Here is a 17,519-nt window from a genome sequence, read left to right on the forward strand (position 1 = left end):
ACATGATCAACAAAGAAAACCTTACCCAGCATATCTCCCAGCAGTTCAACGTCGAGCTGGAGGAGGTGCGCAGCCACCTGCTGGCCATGGGCGGTCTGGTCGAGAAGCAGGTCAACGACGCGGTTACCGCACTGATCGACGCCGACTCCGGTCTGGCTCAGCAAGTGCGCGAGATCGATGACCAGATCAACCAGATGGAACGCAATATCGACGAGGAGTGCGTGCGCATTCTCGCCCGTCGTCAGCCGGCGGCATCCGACCTGCGGCTGATCATCAGCATCTCCAAGTCGGTGATCGATCTCGAGCGTATCGGTGACGAAGCCACCAAGATCGCCAAGCGCGCGATCCTGCTGTGCGAAGAAGGCGAAGCGCCGCGCGGCTACGTGGAAGTGCGGCATATCGGCGATCAGGTACGGCGGATGGTGCAGGAGGCGCTGGACGCCTTCGCCCGTTTCGACGCCGACCTGGCGCTGTCGGTGGCGCAGTACGACAAGACCGTCGACCGCGAATACAAGACCGCGCTGCGTGAGCTGGTGACCTTTATGATGGAAGACCCGCGCTCGATCTCGCGCGTGCTCAACATCATCTGGGCCCTGCGTTCGCTGGAGCGCATCGGCGACCACGCGCGCAATATCGCCGAACTGGTGATCTACCTGGTACGCGGCACCGACGTCAAACACCTCGGCCTGACCCGCATGCAGGAAGAAGTGCAGGGCACCAAGAAAGGCAGCTGAGCCGGCTGTTGCGGGCGGCGTTGGCGCGCCGCTCGCACGGAAGATATAGATGATCGCGACATCGGATGGATTTCGGTTGGCCTTTGGCCAGCAGCCGTGACTATGCTTATGGCCATTAGAACGGGAGTGGCCGATGAGCAAAGTCAGCGTGCTGGTAGTGGACGACGCAACCTTTATCCGTGATTTGGTGAAAAAGGGCCTGCGCGATCACTTTCCAGGCATCCAGATCGAGGAAGCCGTGAACGGGCGCAAAGCTCTGCAGATGCTGACGCGCCAGCCGGTTGACCTGATTCTCTGTGACTGGGAAATGCCGGAAATGTCCGGCCTGGAACTGCTCACCTGGTGCCGCGAACAGGAAGCCCTGAAGATCGTCCCGTTTATCATGGTCACCAGCCGCGGCGACAAGGACAACGTGGTGCAGGCGATTCAGGCCGGCGTTTCCGACTTTATCGGCAAGCCGTTTTCCACCGAACAACTGATCACCAAGGTGAAAAAGGCCTTACACCGTGCAGGCAAGCTACAGACCATGATGGCCAGCACCGCGCCGAAGATGCTTAGCAGTGGCTCTTTCGCCAACGACTCACTGTCCGCTCTGACCGGCGGCAAAGCCGACGCGGTTAAACCGGCTGCAGCTGCCGTGACCGCCACCGCGTTTGCCGTAAAGCCTGCAGCCAAAGCACCGGCCGCCAGCGCGCCCAGCGGTCGGGGGCAAGGCCAGCTGCGTTTGCCCGGTGGCGCTACCCTGTCCTGCGTGATCAAGGCGCTGAGCCTCAAGGAAGCGCTGCTGGTGGTCAAACGCACCGAGGAGCTGCCGCAGGTGCTGGAAAGCGCCGTGCTCGATCTGGAGCAGGGCGAGGCGGCGGAAACCGCACGGCTCAACGGCTACCTGCATGCCGTCGCGGCCTTCGAGCCGAAACCGGACAGCGAGTGGCTGCAACTGACCTTCCGATTCGTCGACCGCGATCCGCAGAAGCTCGACTACATCTCCCGGCTTATCGCCCGGGGGACCGCGCAGAAGCACTTCAGCCCCGGCGCCTGAGCAAGCCCAGTCCTACCGGTGCATGCGAGATGGCTCACAACCCGCGCGCGCCGGTTCGCTTAGCGTGGGATCGGCTGCTAATCTCAACGATCCGGACAAACAAATCATAAGATCCGAGTCGTTATGCTAGGGCGCTTGATACTTCTCTGCAGTTTGTTGACCCTTGCCGGCCAGGCAGCGGCGTTGACTATTTACAAGTACACCGATGCCAACGGCGTGGTCACCTACACCGACCAGGCCGCGCCCGGTGCGCAGGTGTTCGTGTTTCGCGACCGCATGGTCGAGCGCCTGGACAATCAGGTAAAGCTGGAAACCAAGAAGCACGAAGCCGGTGAAACCCTGTTGGTGCGCAACGACCTGTTTGCCCCGGTGCAGATCGAGCTGCGCCTGGACGCCACTGACAACGTCACCGGCGTGCCGAACAAGCCGATCAGCTGGGTGCTGCCGCCGCGCAGCAAGATCCGCCTGGCCACCCTGGCCCCACGCGATGCCAGCCAACCCATGCGTTACACCCCCAAGCTGCGCTACGCCATGGGTGATCCGCGCCTGCTGCCGACGCAGAAGAGCTACCCGCTGCCGTGGCGTGGCGGCCCGTTCCGCCTGACTCAGGGTGCCAACGGCAAGTACAGCCACTTCACCCCCAAAGGCCGCTACGCCATGGATATCGCCATGCCCGAAGGTACGCCGATTGTCGCGGCGCGCGGCGGGGTTGTGGTGAAAACCGAGAATCGGCAGAGTGGCCGTGGCAACAACCCATCCGGCAACTATGTGCGCATCCTGCATGACGACGGCACCATGGGTGTCTACCTGCATCTAATGAAGGGTTCGGTGGCGGTCAGCGAAGGCAGCCGGATCAACGCCGGCAGCCTGCTCGCGCGCTCCGGCAATACCGGCAACAGCACCGGCCCGCACCTGCACTTCGTGGTGCAGCGCAATGTCGGCTTGGCCCTGGAGTCGATTCCGTTCGACTTCAATCAGCCGGTCAACAGCCTGCCTAATTTTGCCGTGGGCGGTGAGTAGGCGCGGTTTAGATCGTAGGATGGGTTGAGCTTGCGATACCCATGCGGTGCGGCTGGCGTTGTTGATGGGTTACGCCTGCGGCTAACCCATCCTACGGCCCCTATCGCGGCAAGGCGCATCACAGATCGCACGGTGCCGCTCAATCCAGCTTAAGCACCTTGGCCAGGACGATCTTCGGGCCTTTCATCTTCTTGACGATAATCCGTAGGCCGTCGACCTCCAGCACTTCCTCTTCCTCGGGCATGCGCTTGAGGGTTTCGTAGATCAGCCCAGCCAGGGTTTCCGCTTCGACGTGATCGAGGTCGACACCGAGCAGGCGTTCGACCTTGGCCAGTGGCGTGTCGCCGCGTACCAGCAGCTTGCCCGGCTGATAGGCGAGGATGCCGCGCTCGGCCTTGCGGTGTTCGTCCTGGATGTCGCCGACCAGGGCTTCCAGCACGTCTTCCATGGTCAGGTAGCCGATCACCTTGCCATCGGCTTCTTCGACCAGGGCGAAGTGCGAGCCGCCGATGCGGAACTGCTCCAGCAGGCTGGACAGCGGCATATGCCGGCCGACCCGTTCGATCGGGTGCATCAACTCGGCCAGTTTCAGCGCCGAGGGCAGCATCTCCAGCAGCGACAGGTGCAGCAGCAGGTCCTTGATATGCAGCACGCCGACGTACTCGCCACTGCTGTCATCGTAGACCGGGTAGCGGCTGTACTTGTGCCGACGGAACACGCTGAACACTTCGTCCAGGGTGGCCGTCAGCGGCAGGGACACCAGGTCCTCGCGCGAATTCGCCCAGTCCACCACTTCCAGCTCGCCCAGCTCCACGGCCGAGGCCAGTACGCGCATGTCCTGGTCGCTGGGGTCGCTGGCGCGGCTGGAGTGGAGGATCAGCTTAAGCTCGTCGCGGCTGTAGTGGTGTTCATGGTGCGGCCCCGGCTCGCCCTGGCCGGCCACCCGCAGAATGGCGTTGGCGCTGGCGTTGAGCAGGAAGATCGCCGGGTACATGGCCCAGTAGAACAGATACAGCGGCGCGGCGGTCCACAGCGACAGCAGCTCGGGTTTGCGGATGGCCCAGGACTTGGGCGCCAGCTCGCCGACCACGATATGCAGGTAGGAAATGATAAAGAACGCGGTAAAGAAGGCGATGCCATGTATCAGCTTCGGCGACTCGATGCCGATACCCGCGAGCAGCGGTTCGAGCAGGTGGGCAAAGGCCGGTTCGCCGACCCAGCCCAGGCCCAGGGAGGCCAGGGTGATGCCCAGCTGACAGGCCGAGAGGTAGGCGTCCAGTTGGTTGTGTACGGTGCGCAGGATATGTCCGCGCCAGCCATTTTTTTCCGCCAGGGCATCGACCTTGGTGGCGCGCAGTTTGACGATGGCGAACTCGGCGGCGACGAAAAAGCCGTTGAGCAGCACCAGAAACAGGGCGAAGAGCACGAGGCCGAAATCGGCGAAGTAGTTGCTGGCGACGTAACTCGTGGAGGGGTCCATAGAGGGTTCGGCTAGTGGATGAGCGCTAAAGGGTGGGGGCTGACAGGCGGCTTTGCAAGTAGCGCGCGGTTACTGGCCGCGCCGCACCACCTGCAGCGCCGGGAAGTGGCAGGTGAAGGTGCTGCCCTGGCCCAGGCTGCTGTGGATATCCAGCCGCCCACGGTGGCGCAGCAGCACATGCTTGACGATGGCCAGGCCCAGGCCGGTGCCGCCGGTGTTGCTGGCGCGGCTGGAATCGACCCGGTAGAAGCGTTCGGTCAGGCGCGGCAGGTGCTTGGCCTCGATGCCCAGGCCACTGTCCTGCACGCTGAGGTGGGCGCCCTGGTCATCGCCCCACCAGCGAATGCGGATCTCGCCTTCGTCCGGGGTGTATTTCACCGCGTTGAACACCAGATTGGAGAAGGCGCTGCGCAGCTCCGCCTCGCTGCCCTTGAGCTTGAGGTGCGGGTCCGCCTCCAGGCTGATGCGGTGATGACGCTCGCCAGACAGCGCCTGGGCATCGTTCTGGATACTCAGCAGCAGCAGATCGACGGCCACCGGCTGGTTGTCCGAGGGGTAGTCGGTGGCTTCCAGCTTGGCCAGCAATAGCAGGTCATTGAGCAGGTTCTGCATGCGCCCGCCCTGTTGCTGCATCTGCTGCAGGGCGCGCAGCCAGCGTGGGTTAACGCCCTCGACGTTGTCCAGCAGGGTTTCCAGGTAGCCGGCGATCACTGTCAGCGGGGTGCGCAACTCGTGGGACACGTTGGCGACGAAGTCCTTGCGCATCTGTTCCAGCTGGAACAGCCGAGTGATGTCGCGCACCAGCATCAGGTGTTCACGGTTGCCGTACTGGGTGATATGAAATTGCAGGCGCAGGCGGTCGCTGACCGGTGAGGGCAGCTCCAGCGGTTCGTTGTAATTGTGGTTCTCGAAATATTCGATAAAGCGCGGATCGCGCACCAGATTGGTGATCTGCTGTCCGCTGTCCTGGGGTGTTTTCAGGCCCAGGAGTTTTTCCGCGGCGATGTTCCACCACTCCAGGTTGCCGTCGCGGTCGAGCATGATCACCGCATCTTTCAGCGCGGCGGTGGACTCCTGCACGCGGTCGATCACCGCCTGCAGGCGGCCACGGACTTTCTGGTCGCGGCGCTGCAGGTGATAGATGCTGTCGAACACTTCACCCCACAGGCCGTAGCCATCGGGCGGCGCTTCGTCAGCCTGGCGGGTGCGCAGCCATTGGTGCAGGCGCAGCAGTTGCTGCAGGTGCCAGCCCAGGTAGCCGGCCAGGCCGAGTACCAGGGCCCAGGCGTATTCGCCGGTGATCAGCCCAAGCAGCAGGCAAACACCGACCAGCAGCAACAAGCGACGTATCAGGGGGCCGCGCCAGTCTTGATTCAATTCGAACTCATCCGCCAATCAATCCATGGTTGCCAGGTGCTGCAGGGGCTCAGCTCTTGGTGGAGAAACGGTAACCCGTGCCGCGCACGGTTTGCACCAGGTTTTCGTAAACCTCGCCGAGGGCTTTGCGCAGGCGGCGGATATGCACGTCGACGGTACGCTCCTCGACATACACGTTGCCACCCCAGACCTGATCGAGCAGCTGGCCACGGGTGTAGGCGCGCTCCTGATGGGTCATAAAGAACTGCAGCAGGCGGTATTCGGTGGGGCCCATCTCGGCGGGTTTGCCGTCGATGGTCACGCGGTGGCTGACCGGATCGAGCAGCAGGCCGCCAACTTCAATCGGCCCTTCGCTGTCGGTCGGGCCGGCGCGGCGCAGCACGGCTTTCAGGCGCGCGACCAGTTCGCGCGGAGAGAACGGCTTGGTGATGTAGTCGTCGGCGCCGACTTCCAGGCCCTGGATCTTGTTGTCCTCTTCGCCCTTGGCGGTGAGCATGATGATCGGGATATCGCCGGTCAGCTCATCGCGCTTGAGGCGCCGGGCCAGTTCGATGCCGCTGGTGCCGGGGAGCATCCAGTCGAGCAGAATCAGATCGGGTTTACGGTCGACGATGATGGCGTGCGCCTGCTGGGTATTCTCCGCTTCCAGGCACTCGTAGCCGGCCATTTCCAGGGCCACGGCGATCATTTCACGGATCGGTGCTTCGTCATCGACGATCAGGATGTTCTTGCCAACCATGGGTCAAGCCTCGGGTCATCTCGCTGTAATGGGCTGCATTAGATAACGGAATTATTGCAGCGATATGACAGCTGCGCGGCAGGGCACGCGAAGATGCCTACCCGCGCACAGCGTAGTCCAGCACCAGGCCGATAAAGATCGCCAGACCGGCCCAGTGGTTGTGCAGAAAGGCATTGAAGCAGGCCATCGGCTTGCGGTTGCGGGTCTTGTGAAACTCCCAGGCAAAGCAGCCGGCGGCTGCCAGCAGGCCGAGGTGGAAGTACAGGCCCAGCTCGAAACGCGCCGCCGCCAGCAGCAGGCAGAGCAGCGCCAGGCCCTGGAGGATGACGATGATCAGGCGGTCGGCATCGCCGAACAGGATGGCGGTGGATTTCACCCCGATCTTCAGGTCGTCCTCGCGGTCGGCCATGGCGTAGTAGGTGTCGTAGGCCACCGTCCACAGCAGGTTGGCGATATACAGCAGCCAGGCCTCCGGTGGTGGCATCTCTCCAGTCACCGCGCTGAAGGCCATCGGCATGCCCCAGGAGAACGCTGCACCCAGTACCACCTGGGGGTAGAAGGTGTAGCGCTTCATAAAGGGGTAGCAGGCGGCCAGGGCCAGGCCGCCGAACGACAGCCAGATGGTGGTGGCATTGGTAAACAACACCAGTACGAAGCTGGCCGCCACCAGCACGGCGAACAGCATCAGAGCTTCACGCGGCTGCACCTTGCCACTGGCCAGCGGCCGCGCCTGGGTGCGGCTGACATGGCCGTCGAAGTTGCGGTCGGCGTAGTCGTTGATCACGCAGCCGGCGGCGCGCATCAGCAATACACCAACGACGAAGATAAACAGGTTTTTCGCGCTCGGCACGCCGCCTGCCGCCACCCACAAGGCCCACAGCGTTGGCCACAGCAGCAGGTAGATGCCGATGGGCTTGTCCAGGCGCATCAGCTGGATAAAGTCCCAGGCGCGTGGGTGCAGGCGGTTGAGTGAATGCAGCAGGCGGGTGTACATCGGGCGCGTCTCCGTGCGAGTTGCGGCTGATTATACGGGCGATATGGGGTCTGTAGGATGGGTTGAGCGCAGCGATACCCATGGGGTGCAAGGGGTGCTGCTTATTGATGGGTTACGCCTGCGGCTAACCCATCCTACGGCTCGATGGTGGCCGCGGCCCAGAAGGCCGGCAGGAATACCTCGGCCACCAGCACCCCCAGCGCGCCACGGCTAAAGCATGAGCGGCGTGCCCATAAGCGTTGGTTGCAGGCTTGCACTGGCAACCACTGCGCCGGGTAGCGGCATGCCTGCAGCTCACCCCGGTCGAAGGCGCGGTCGCTGAACAGCAATTCCCCCAGCGAGCGGCTGCCCAGCTGATCCAGTGCCAGGCCCGAGCCTTCCAGGGCGCTGCGCGCCGCCACGCTGCGGGCGAATATCCAAGGTTGGCCATGGCCACGCAGGTACACCTCGCGCACCCAGCCCTGGCTGCCGTCGGGCACGCCAAGGGCAGCACATTCGTCGCTGCGCAGGCGCTGCCAGCCCTCGATCAGCGGGGTGACGCTGAAGCCATCGGCCGACAGGGCGGTCAGCCGCCGCGTCAGCGAGTCCTTATTGAACAGCCAGTCGCGCACCACGGCCGTGGGTGTGGGGTGCAGTTGACTGGCGGTCAGCCAGCGCGGCGGGTGGGCGAGGGCGGCGTGGGGCACGAGCAATTTCACCGTTGGCAGAGGCGCGCGAGTCTAGCACGGCCGTTCGCCGGCGCTCACTGGCTGCGCGCCGGTCACGACCAGCCCTCCAGGCGCATGGTCGCGCGCACTAGGCGCTGCTCTTCCTGCTCGATGTCCTTGAGGTTGTCGCGGATGCTGAAGATGTGCGCGCGCGCGGCCCGTTGTGCCTGCTCTGGCAGGCGCTCGATCACCGCGTGATAGAGACGCGCGTGCTGGCGGTCAATCTGGCGCTTCTGCAGGGGGCGATGGTAGAGGTTGTTGACCGAGGCAAACACCGTGCTGAGCATCAGGTCGGTGAGCGACTGCAGGGTGTGCAGCAGCACCGGGTTGTGCGAGGCCTCGCAGATTGCCAGGTGAAAGGCATGGTCCAGGCGGGCGTGTTCACGGGGTTCGAAGCCCTCCGGCTGGGCGTGGGCAGCGAGCATTTCCTCGTAGCGGCGGGTCAGCAGGACGAAATCCGCGTCGGTGCCGCGCAGCGCGGCCAGGCGCGCCGATTCGGCCTCCAGCAGGGCGCGTACCTCCAGCAGATCAAACAGGGTGCGCGGTTGCGAGCTGAACAGGTGCATCAGTGGGCTGGCATCGCGTGGCCCATTGAGGTTGGCCACGCGTGAGTCGCGGCCCTGGGCGGTTTCGATAATGCCGCGTCCGCGCAGCGCCTTGAGCCCCTCGCGCAATGCCGAGCGGGAAATCCCCAGCTTTTCGCACAGGCGACGTTCCGAGGGTAGCGCCTGGCCGACTTTGAGCACGCCATCGACGATCAGGCGCTCGATGCGCTCGGACACCACATCGCTGACTTGGCGGCGTGCCGCCGCTGCTGAATCTGTCATCACCGAACCTCTCTGGCACTGGTAGTACCAATTTTTATGTGGTCGCCAAGGGTTTTCCAATATAAGCGCTTCGCTTAGATTTAATAAGGCTTACAGAGGAAAAGCGCTGAAAGGTAGGAGAAAGAAACTGGTACGACCAGTGCTTTATGCGATGGACGCTCTGCGGCAGGAGGTCTAAACATGCAGGCCACATAGCAGCCTGGGCGCCCAGTACCCAGGCCGCACACAATAACAACGCTGCCTGATTGAGCCTGCCATGAGCATTCTGTACGACGAGCGCGTCGACGGCGCGCTGCCTAAAGTCGATAAGCCAGCCCTGCTGGCCGAACTGCGCGCCTGCCTGCCGGACCTGGAAGTGCTGCACACCCAGGAAGACCTTAAGCCTTACGAGTGCGACGGCCTCTCGGCCTATCGCACCACGCCCATGCTGGTGGTGCTGCCCGAGCGTCTGGAGCAGGTCGAGAGCCTGCTCAAGCTCTGCCACCGGCGCGGCGTGCCGGTGGTGGCGCGCGGCGCCGGTACCGGTTTGTCCGGCGGCGCCCTGCCGCTGGAGCAGGGCATCCTGCTGGTGCTGGCGCGCTTCAACAAAATTCTCGAAATCGACCCGGCCGGGCGTTTCGCCCGGGTTCAGCCTGGCGTGCGCAACCTGGCGATTTCCCAGGCGGCGGCGCCCTACGGTCTGTATTACGCGCCTGATCCGTCTTCACAGATCGCCTGCTCGATCGGCGGCAACGTCGCCGAGAACGCCGGCGGCGTGCACTGCCTGAAGTACGGCCTGACCGTGCACAACCTGCTCAAGGTGGACATCCTCACGGTCGAAGGCGAGCGCATGACGCTCGGCTCCGATGCCCTGGATTCACCCGGCTTCGACCTGCTCGCGCTGTTCACCGGCTCGGAAGGCATGCTCGGCATCGTCACCGAGGTCACGGTCAAGCTGCTGCCCAAGCCGCAGGTGGCCAAGGTATTGCTGGCCAGTTTCGATTCGGTGGAAAAGGCCGGGCGCGCGGTGGGCGACATCATCGCGGCGGGCATCATTCCCGGCGGCCTGGAGATGATGGACAACCTGGCCATCCGCGCCGCCGAAGACTTTATCCGCGCCGGTTACCCGGTGGAGGCCGAAGCCATCCTGCTGTGCGAACTGGACGGCGTCGAAGCCGACGTGCATGACGAATGCGAGCGGGTGCGGGCGGTGCTGGAACAGGCCGGCGCCACCGAAGTGCGCTTGGCCCGCGACGAAGCCGAGCGGGTGAAATTTTGGGCCGGGCGCAAAAATGCCTTCCCGGCGGTTGGGCGCATCTCGCCGGACTACTACTGCATGGACGGCACCATCCCGCGCCGCGAGCTGCCGGGTGTGCTCAAGGGCATTGCCGAGTTGTCTGCCGAATACGGCCTACGCGTGGCCAACGTGTTCCACGCTGGCGACGGCAATATGCACCCACTGATTCTCTTCGATGCCAACCAGCCCGGCGAGCTGGAGCGCGCCGAAGCCATTGGCGGCAAGATTCTCGAACTCTGCGTGAAAGTCGGCGGCAGCATCACCGGCGAGCACGGCGTGGGCCGCGAGAAGATCAACCAGATGTGCGCCCAGTTCAACAGCGACGAGCTGACCCTGTTCCACGCGGTAAAAGCGGCCTTCGACCCCAGCGGCCTGCTCAACCCCGGCAAGAACATTCCGACCCTGCACCGCTGCGCCGAGTTCGGCGCCATGCATGTGCACCACGGTCAGCTGCCTTTCCCCGAACTGGAGCGTTTCTAATGGTTATGCGGCATGACGCAGATGCCAGTACGGCGCTGCTGGAACAGGTCAACCACGCCCTCAACAACGGCACTGCGCTGCGCATCCAGGGTGGTAACAGCAAGGCGTTTCTCGGCCGCCAGGTCGCCGCTGAGGTGCTCGATACCCGTGCCCACCGTGGCATCGTCAGCTACGACCCGACCGAGCTGGTGATTACCGCGCGCGCCGGCACGCCGCTGAGCGAGTTGCAGGCGGCGCTGGATCAGGCCGGGCAGATGCTCACGTGCGAGCCGCCGCATTTCAGCCCGCACGCCACCGTCGGCGGCATGGTCGCGACCGGGCTGTCCGGGCCGCGCCGGCCATGGTCTGGCTCGGTGCGCGATATGGTGCTCGGCACCCGCCTGATCACCGGTTTCGGCAAGCACCTGCGCTTTGGTGGCGAGGTGATGAAGAACGTCGCCGGTTACGACCTCTCGCGCCTGCTTACCGGCAGTTTCGGCTGCCTCGGGGTGCTCACCGAAGTGTCGCTCAAGGTGCTGCCCAAGCCGCGCCAGTGCGTCAGCCTGCGCCTGGAGATGGACGCTGCCGTGGCCCTGCGGAAATTGGCCGAGTGGGGTCAGCAACCCATTCCGCTGAGCGCCGCCAGCCATGACGGGCGTGCCCTGCACCTGCGTCTGGAAGGCGGCGAAGGCTCGGTGGCCGCCGCCCGCGAACGCCTCGGTGGCGAGCTTTTGGCCGCGAGCTACTGGGACGAGCTGAATGAACAGCGCCTGGAGTTCTTTGCCGATACGCGGCCGCTGTGGCGCCTGTCGCTGCCGAACAACTGCGCTCTGCTGGACTTGCCGGGTGAGCAGCTGATCGATTGGGGCGGCGCCCAGCGCTGGCTGAAGTCGGACGCCGCTGCTGCGTTGATCCGCGCGGTTGTCGGCACCCTCGGCGGGCATGCCACCTGCTTTAGCGCCGACCACTGCGACACGCCGTTTCAGCCGCTGGCCGCGCCGCTGTTGCGTTACCACCGGCAGTTGAAAGCCCTGCTCGACCCGCAAGGGATCTTCAACGTCGGCCGCCTGTACGCAGAGATTTAAGCCATGCAAACCAACTTGAGTGAACAGGCCAAGCAACTGCCGCGCGGCGAAGAAGCCGAGAGCATCCTGCGTTCGTGCGTGCATTGCGGCTTCTGTAATGCCACCTGTCCGACCTATCAACTGCTTGGCGATGAGCTGGATGGCCCACGCGGGCGTATCTACCTGATCAAGCAGGTGCTCGAAGGCAATGCAGTTACCGCCAAGACCCAGCTGCACCTGGACCGCTGCCTGACCTGCCGCAACTGTGAAACCACCTGCCCATCGGGCGTGCAGTACCACAACCTGCTCGACATCGGCCGTGCTGTGGTGGATGCCGCCGTGCCGCGCCCACTGGCCCAGCGCGTGCTGCGCGAAAGCCTGCGTGCGGTGGTGCCGAATGCAACCTTGTTCAAAGGCCTGACCCAGGTCGGCCAGGTATTCCGTCCGTTGCTCCCAGCCAGCCTCAAAGCCAAATTGCCACGCCTTACCAATGCCGCCAAGCCACGTCCCGCGCCGCGCCATGCGCGCCGGGTACTGATGCTGGAAGGCTGTGTGCAGCCTGGTTTGGCGCCCAACACCAATGCCGCTACGGCGCGGGTGCTTGATCGTCTGGGCATCAGCGTCACGCCGATTGCCGAAGCCGGTTGCTGCGGTGCGGTGGATTACCACCTCAACGCCCAAGAACAAGGCTTGCAGCGTGCGCGGCTGAATATCGATGCCTGGTGGCCTGCCATCGAGCAAGGCGCCGAGGCCATTGTGCAGACCGCCAGCGGCTGCGGTGCGTTTGTTAAGGAATACGGGCACATGCTGGCGCAGGACTCGGCCTATGCCGAGAAGGCCAAGCGTGTCAGTGCGCTGGCCAAGGACCTGGTTGAGGTGTTCAGCGCCGAGCCACTGGAGCAGCTCAATGTGCGCGCCGATAAGCGCCTGGCCTTCCATTGCCCCTGCACCCTGCAGCATGCACAAAAGTTGGGTGGCGCCGTTGAAGGCGTGCTCACTCGTCTTGGCTTTGGTTTAACCGCCGTGCCCGACAGCCACCTGTGCTGTGGCTCGGCCGGTACCTATTCGCTGACCCAGCCGGAGCTGTCCAGACAGCTGCGCGACAACAAGATGAATGCCCTGGAAAGCGGCAAGCCGGAGGTGATCGTCACCGCCAATATCGGCTGCCAGACCCACCTCGACGGCGCCGGCCGCACCCCCGTGCGGCACTGGATCGAGCTGGTCGAAGAAGCCCTGAATTAATCGGAGACACAACCCATGCACAGCAAAGCCGTACTCAGCCAGACCGACGTCAGCCGCATCCTCCAGGCTGCCCGCGCCGAAGCACAGCGTAACAACTGGGCGGTATCGATTGCCGTGGTCGACGACGGCGGCCACCCGCTGGCCCTGGAGCGCCTCGACGGTTGCGCGCCGATCGGCGCCTATATCGCCAGCGAAAAAGCCCGCACCTCGGCCCTCGGCCGCCGTGAGTCGAAAGGCTATGAAGACATGGTCAATGGCGGGCGCAGCGCCTTCCTCTCGGCGCCGCTGCTGACCTCGCTGGAAGGCGGTGTGCCGGTACTGGTCGACGGCCAGGTGGTCGGCGCCATCGGCGTGTCCGGCGTAAAGGCCGAGCAGGACGCGCAAGTGGCCCATGCCGGCGCGCAGAGCCTGACCTGAATTGAACCCGAGCCGGCACCCCGGGTGCCGGTGGCGTGATGCGCCGCAATAATTGATGGAGAGTTGAAGATGAGTGATCGCGTGAATATCCAACGCCTGCAAGTGGCCAGCGAACTGCAACGCTTTGTCGATGAAGAAGTGCTGCCGGGCACCGGGCTGGCGCGCGATACGTTCTGGGCCGGGTTCGACGCGCTGGTCCATGAGCTGGCGCCGCAGAACCGTGCGCTGCTGGCCGAGCGTGAGCGTCTGCAGCGTGAACTGGACAGCTGGCACCGCGCCCATCCGGGGCCGGTGACGGATATGCCGGCCTACCGTGGTTTCCTCGAGTCGATCGGCTACCTGTTGTCGCAGCCGCAGGAGGTGCAGGTCAGCACCGCCAATGTCGACAGCGAGATCAGCAGCCAGGCCGGTCCGCAGCTGGTGGTACCGGTGATGAATGCGCGTTACGCGCTGAACGCCGCCAACGCTCGCTGGGGCTCGCTGTACGATGCGCTGTACGGCACCGATGCGATCAGCGAAGCCGGCGGCGCCGAGAAGGGCCCGGGCTACAACCAGGTACGTGGCGCCAAGGTGATCGCCTTCGCCCGCGCCTTCCTCGACCAGGCCGCGCCGCTGGCCAGCGGTTCGCATGCCGACGCCACGGCTTACCAGGTGGTCGCCGGCCAGTTGCAGGTAAGCCTGGCCAATGGCAGCCAGAGCGCGCTCAAGCAGCCGGAAAAATTCATTGGCTATCAGGGCGCCGCGCTGCAGCCGCAGGCCGTGCTGCTGAAGAACAACGGCCTGCACGTGGAAATCCAGATCGATCCGCACAGCCCGATTGGCCGCACCGACGCCGCTGGGGTCAAGGACCTGCTGCTGGAGGCGGCGCTGTCGACCATTCTCGATTGCGAGGACTCGGTCGCCGCGGTGGACGCCGCCGACAAGGTGCTGATCTACCGCAACTGGCTCGGCCTGATGCAGGGCGACCTGAGCGAGGAGCTGGACAAGGGCGGCAAGCGCATTATCCGCCGGCTCAACCCGGACCGCGACTACACCGCCGCCGATGGTTCCGGCCTGAGCCTGCATGGTCGTTCGCTGCTGTTCGTGCGCAATGTCGGCCATCTGATGAGCAACCCGGCGATCCTCGACGGCGACGGCAACGAAATTCCCGAAGGCATTCTCGATGGCGTGATGACCAGCCTGATCGCCCTGCACGACCTTAAGCGCCAGGGCAATTCGCGCACTGGCAGCGTGTATATCGTCAAACCGAAGATGCACGGCCCGGCGGAAGTGGCCTTCGCCGACCTGTTGTTCAGCCGTATCGAAGACCTCCTCGGCATGCCACGGCATACCCTGAAGATGGGCATCATGGACGAGGAGCGGCGCACCAGCGTCAACCTCAAGGCCTGCATCGCCGCCGCCAGTGCGCGGGTGGCCTTTATCAACACCGGTTTCCTCGACCGCACCGGCGACGAAATGCACACGGCCATGGCAGCCGGCGCGATGCTGCGCAAGGGCGACATGAAAACCAGCCAATGGATTCAGGCCTACGAGCGCAACAACGTGCTGGTCGGCCTGGCCTGCGGCCTGCGCGGCAAGGCGCAGATCGGCAAGGGCATGTGGGCCATGCCCGACCTGATGGCCGACATGCTGGTGCAGAAAATCGGCCACCCCAAGGCCGGCGCCAATACCGCCTGGGTGCCGTCGCCGACCGCCGCCGTACTGCACGCCCTGCATTACCACCAGGTGGACGTGCAGGCGGTGCAGCGCGAGCTGGAACTGATCGACCTGAATGGCCAGCGCGACAGCCTGCTGAACGACCTGTTGAGCGTGCCGGTAGCGGTTGAGCGCAGCTGGAGCGCGGCGGATATCCAGCAGGAACTGGACAACAACTGCCAGGGCATCCTCGGTTACGTGGTGCGTTGGGTCGAGCAGGGCGTCGGCTGCTCCAAGGTGCCGGACATTCACAACGTCGGCCTGATGGAAGACCGCGCCACCTTGCGCATTTCCAGTCAGCACATCGCCAACTGGCTGCACCACGGCGTGGTCAGCGAGGCCCAGGTCAACCAGAGCCTGCAGCGCATGGCCAGGGTGGTCGACCAGCAGAATGCCGGCGATCCCCTGTACCGGCCGATGGCCGCCGATTATGCGGCCTCGATGGCGTTCCAGGCCGCCTGCGATCTGGTCTTCAAGGGCCGCGAGCAACCCAGCGGTTATACCGAGCCGTTGCTGCATGCCTGGCGTCTGCGCTTCAAGCAGCAGGCCTGAGCGAGGCTCGAGCGCCTGTGGTGAGGGCGAAGTACAACCGGCCCCGACAGCCCATGGCTGGCGGGGCTATTGAGCATGAGCGCGGCGGCGGGTGATCCCTGTCGACGCGGCTCACAGAGCGCATGCGCTCTCGATGCGTGGCACCGGGTACCCCCGGAAAACTGTGGTTCACAAAAAGAAAAAGGAACCAATCCATGAGTCAAACACTGCTGTCCATCCTGGCCTTTGTGCCGCTGGTGCTGGCGGGTGTGCTGCTGATCGGCTTTCGCTGGCCAGCCAAGTACGCCATGCCGGTGGTCTTCCTGCTGACGGCCATCATTGGCCTGACCGCCTGGGACATGTCCTTCAATCGGGTCCTGGCATCCAGTCTGCAAGGGCTGATTCTCACCGCTGCGATTCTCTGGATCATCTTCGGCGCCATTCTGCTGCTCAACACCCTTAAACATTCGGGTGGCATCGCCGCTATCCGCCGTGGCTTCTCCACCATCACCCCCGACCGCCGGGTGCAGGCCCTGATCGTCGCCTGGCTGTTCGGCTGCTTTATCGAGGGTGCCTCGGGCTTCGGTACGCCGGCCGCCGTCGCCGCGCCGCTGTTGGTGGCGTTGGGCTTCCCGGCACTGGCTGCCGTGGTGCTGGGCATGATGGTGCAATCCACGCCGGTCTCCTTCGGGGCCGTGGGTACACCGATTCTGGTCGGCGTTGCTGGCGGGCTGGATCAGGCGGGCATGTCCGCTCAGCTGGTCACGCTCGGCAGTAGCTGGGAGGTGTTCTTCCACCTGATTTTCTCCCGTGTAGCAATCACTCACGGGTTGATCGGCATCTTTATGCCATTAATCATGCTGTCGATCATGACGCGCTTCTTCGGCAAGAATCAGTCGTGGAAAGAAGGCCTGGAAATGGCCCCATTTGCCATCTTCACCGGCTTGGCGTTCGTCATACCCTACATCGCCGCTGGCGTGTTCCTCGGCCCTGAGTTTCCGTCGATGATCGGTGCCATGGTCGGTCTGGCGATTGTGATCCCGGCGGCCAAGGCCGGCTTCCTGCTGCCTAAGACCGTGTGGGACTTCGCCGATGCCAAAGACTGGCCAGCCGAGTGGATGGGCAAGATCGAGATGAAGCTCGAAGACATCGCCGGCAAAACGCCGATCTCGGTACGCATGGCCTGGGCGCCATATGTGCTGTTGGCGGCCTTCCTGGTGGCTTCGCGGGTGTTCCCCGAGCTCAAAGCGGCGCTGTTGTCGGTCAGCTTCGGCTGGATCGACATCCTCGGCGAAACCGGTATCTCCGGTAAGCTCGAGCCACTGTACCTGCCGGGCGGCATTCTATGCATGGTGGTACTGGTGACCACACTGCTGCACCGCATGCGCCTGTCCGAACTGGGCGCGGCCGTGCATGAGTCGAGCCGCACGCTGCTGGGTGCTGGGTTCGTGCTGATCTTCACCATTCCCATGGTGCGTATCCTGATCAACTCCGGGGTTAACGGTTCCGATCTGGTGTCGATGCCGGTGGCCATGGCACAACTGGTGGCCGACAGCGTGGGCGGTGTCTATCCATTCTTCGCGCCGGCAGTCGGTGCCCTGGGTGCCTTTATCGCCGGTTCCAACACCGTGTCTAACCTGATGCTGTCACAGTTCCAGTTCAACGCGGCAAGCCTACTAGGGGTGTCTGGCGCGATGATGGTGGCCGCGCAGTCGGTTGGTGCGGCGGCGGGCAATATGATCGCGATCCACAACGTGGTGGCGGCTTCAGCCACCGTGGGTCTGCTGGGGCGTGAAGGCATCACCCTGCGCAAGACCATGCTGCCGACCCTCTACTACCTCTTGGCTGCGGGTAGCTTGACCATGATTGCCATGTACGGCATGGCCATCAGCGATCCGCTGGTGGTTTTACCCTGAGG

The 17,519-nt window shown here is 64.1% G+C and carries 15 protein-coding genes; 9 read left to right on the forward strand and 6 right to left on the reverse strand.

Translation table 11 applies throughout. From position 1 onward, the window contains the following. The first annotated feature begins 2 nt into the window (after positions 1–2). The 3 genes from phoU to WA145_RS15330 all read left to right on the forward strand — a co-directional run bounded on the left by phoU (position 3) and on the right by WA145_RS15330 (position 2,793). Positions 3–734 (forward strand): phosphate signaling complex protein PhoU, encoded by a 732-nt coding sequence (gene phoU, locus WA145_RS15320; RefSeq protein WP_422582393.1) that lies wholly within the window; start codon positions 3–5, stop codon positions 732–734. A gap of 133 nt (positions 735–867) precedes the next feature. After that, entirely contained in the window at positions 868–1,773 is a 906-nt protein-coding gene (locus tag WA145_RS15325; RefSeq protein WP_422582394.1) for a response regulator, read from the forward strand. Between the two features lie 123 nt (positions 1,774–1,896). Next, entirely contained in the window at positions 1,897–2,793 is an 897-nt protein-coding gene (locus tag WA145_RS15330) for a peptidoglycan DD-metalloendopeptidase family protein (protein ID WP_422582395.1), read from the forward strand. Between the two features lie 139 nt (positions 2,794–2,932). Here WA145_RS15330 and WA145_RS15335 read toward each other — a convergent pair whose 3' ends face one another. The 6 genes from WA145_RS15335 to glcC form a co-directional block, all read right to left on the reverse strand. Then, positions 2,933–4,273: a hemolysin family protein gene (locus WA145_RS15335; protein ID WP_422582396.1), complete on the reverse strand. Its 1,341-nt coding sequence runs from the start codon at positions 4,271–4,273 to the stop codon at positions 2,933–2,935. Positions 4,274–4,342: 69 nt separating this feature from the next. After that, positions 4,343–5,650, reverse strand: a complete 1,308-nt coding sequence (phoR, locus tag WA145_RS15340) for a phosphate regulon sensor histidine kinase PhoR (RefSeq protein ID WP_422582397.1) — start codon at positions 5,648–5,650, stop codon at positions 4,343–4,345. Positions 5,651–5,699: 49 nt separating this feature from the next. Further along, positions 5,700–6,389 (reverse strand): phosphate regulon transcriptional regulator PhoB, encoded by a 690-nt coding sequence (phoB, locus tag WA145_RS15345; RefSeq protein ID WP_090379663.1) that lies wholly within the window; start codon positions 6,387–6,389, stop codon positions 5,700–5,702. A gap of 97 nt (positions 6,390–6,486) precedes the next feature. Further along, entirely contained in the window at positions 6,487–7,383 is an 897-nt protein-coding gene (gene ubiA, locus WA145_RS15350) for a 4-hydroxybenzoate octaprenyltransferase (protein WP_422582398.1), read from the reverse strand. 134 nt (positions 7,384–7,517) lie between these two features. Next, positions 7,518–8,069, reverse strand: a complete 552-nt coding sequence (locus tag WA145_RS15355) for a chorismate--pyruvate lyase family protein (protein WP_422582399.1) — start codon at positions 8,067–8,069, stop codon at positions 7,518–7,520. Between the two features lie 74 nt (positions 8,070–8,143). After that, positions 8,144–8,917 carry a transcriptional regulator GlcC gene (gene glcC, locus WA145_RS15360; RefSeq protein WP_422582400.1) on the reverse strand — a complete coding sequence of 258 codons (774 nt, stop codon included), beginning with the start codon at positions 8,915–8,917 and terminating at the stop codon, positions 8,144–8,146. Between the two features lie 256 nt (positions 8,918–9,173). Between glcC and glcD the strand changes: the two genes are divergently transcribed. From glcD to WA145_RS15390, 6 genes are all read left to right on the forward strand, one after another. Further along, positions 9,174–10,673 carry a glycolate oxidase subunit GlcD gene (gene glcD, locus WA145_RS15365; protein ID WP_422582401.1) on the forward strand — a complete coding sequence of 500 codons (1,500 nt, stop codon included), beginning with the start codon at positions 9,174–9,176 and terminating at the stop codon, positions 10,671–10,673. Continuing rightward, positions 10,673–11,737 carry a glycolate oxidase subunit GlcE gene (gene glcE / locus WA145_RS15370; RefSeq protein ID WP_422582402.1) on the forward strand — a complete coding sequence of 355 codons (1,065 nt, stop codon included), beginning with the start codon at positions 10,673–10,675 and terminating at the stop codon, positions 11,735–11,737. The genes glcD and glcE overlap by 1 nt, the downstream gene beginning before the upstream one ends. A gap of 3 nt (positions 11,738–11,740) precedes the next feature. Further along, positions 11,741–12,958: a glycolate oxidase subunit GlcF gene (gene glcF / locus WA145_RS15375; RefSeq protein ID WP_422582403.1), complete on the forward strand. Its 1,218-nt coding sequence runs from the start codon at positions 11,741–11,743 to the stop codon at positions 12,956–12,958. Between the two features lie 15 nt (positions 12,959–12,973). Continuing rightward, positions 12,974–13,375: a heme-binding protein gene (locus tag WA145_RS15380; RefSeq protein ID WP_422582404.1), complete on the forward strand. Its 402-nt coding sequence runs from the start codon at positions 12,974–12,976 to the stop codon at positions 13,373–13,375. A 69-nt stretch (positions 13,376–13,444) separates the two neighbouring features. Beyond that, positions 13,445–15,622 carry a malate synthase G gene (locus tag WA145_RS15385; RefSeq protein WP_422582405.1) on the forward strand — a complete coding sequence of 726 codons (2,178 nt, stop codon included), beginning with the start codon at positions 13,445–13,447 and terminating at the stop codon, positions 15,620–15,622. Between the two features lie 194 nt (positions 15,623–15,816). Next, positions 15,817–17,517, forward strand: a complete 1,701-nt coding sequence (locus WA145_RS15390; protein WP_422582406.1) for an L-lactate permease — start codon at positions 15,817–15,819, stop codon at positions 17,515–17,517. The last annotated feature ends 2 nt before the right edge of the window (positions 17,518–17,519 follow it).

The sequence above is a fragment of the Pseudomonas sp. genome (assembly GCF_049301935.1).
Lineage (GTDB): Bacteria > Pseudomonadota > Gammaproteobacteria > Pseudomonadales > Pseudomonadaceae > Aquipseudomonas.

What these genes read in the sequence shown, in the direction of transcription:
- WA145_RS15390 (WP_422582406.1), top strand. Translation starts at nt 15,817, where the DNA reads ATGAGTCAAACACTGCTGTCCATCCTGGCCTTTGTGCCGCTGGTGCTG.
- ubiA (WP_422582398.1), bottom strand. Translation starts at nt 7,383, where the DNA reads ATGTACACCCGCCTGCTGCATTCACTCAACCGCCTGCACCCACGCGCC.
- glcC (WP_422582400.1), bottom strand. Translation starts at nt 8,917, where the DNA reads ATGACAGATTCAGCAGCGGCGGCACGCCGCCAAGTCAGCGATGTGGTG.
- WA145_RS15330 (WP_422582395.1), top strand. Translation starts at nt 1,897, where the DNA reads ATGCTAGGGCGCTTGATACTTCTCTGCAGTTTGTTGACCCTTGCCGGC.
- WA145_RS15325 (WP_422582394.1), top strand. Translation starts at nt 868, where the DNA reads ATGAGCAAAGTCAGCGTGCTGGTAGTGGACGACGCAACCTTTATCCGT.
- WA145_RS15385 (WP_422582405.1), top strand. Translation starts at nt 13,445, where the DNA reads ATGAGTGATCGCGTGAATATCCAACGCCTGCAAGTGGCCAGCGAACTG.
- phoU (WP_422582393.1), top strand. Translation starts at nt 3, where the DNA reads ATGATCAACAAAGAAAACCTTACCCAGCATATCTCCCAGCAGTTCAAC.
- glcF (WP_422582403.1), top strand. Translation starts at nt 11,741, where the DNA reads ATGCAAACCAACTTGAGTGAACAGGCCAAGCAACTGCCGCGCGGCGAA.
- glcD (WP_422582401.1), top strand. Translation starts at nt 9,174, where the DNA reads ATGAGCATTCTGTACGACGAGCGCGTCGACGGCGCGCTGCCTAAAGTC.
- WA145_RS15380 (WP_422582404.1), top strand. Translation starts at nt 12,974, where the DNA reads ATGCACAGCAAAGCCGTACTCAGCCAGACCGACGTCAGCCGCATCCTC.
- glcE (WP_422582402.1), top strand. Translation starts at nt 10,673, where the DNA reads ATGGTTATGCGGCATGACGCAGATGCCAGTACGGCGCTGCTGGAACAG.
- WA145_RS15335 (WP_422582396.1), bottom strand. Translation starts at nt 4,273, where the DNA reads ATGGACCCCTCCACGAGTTACGTCGCCAGCAACTACTTCGCCGATTTC.
- phoB (WP_090379663.1), bottom strand. Translation starts at nt 6,389, where the DNA reads ATGGTTGGCAAGAACATCCTGATCGTCGATGACGAAGCACCGATCCGT.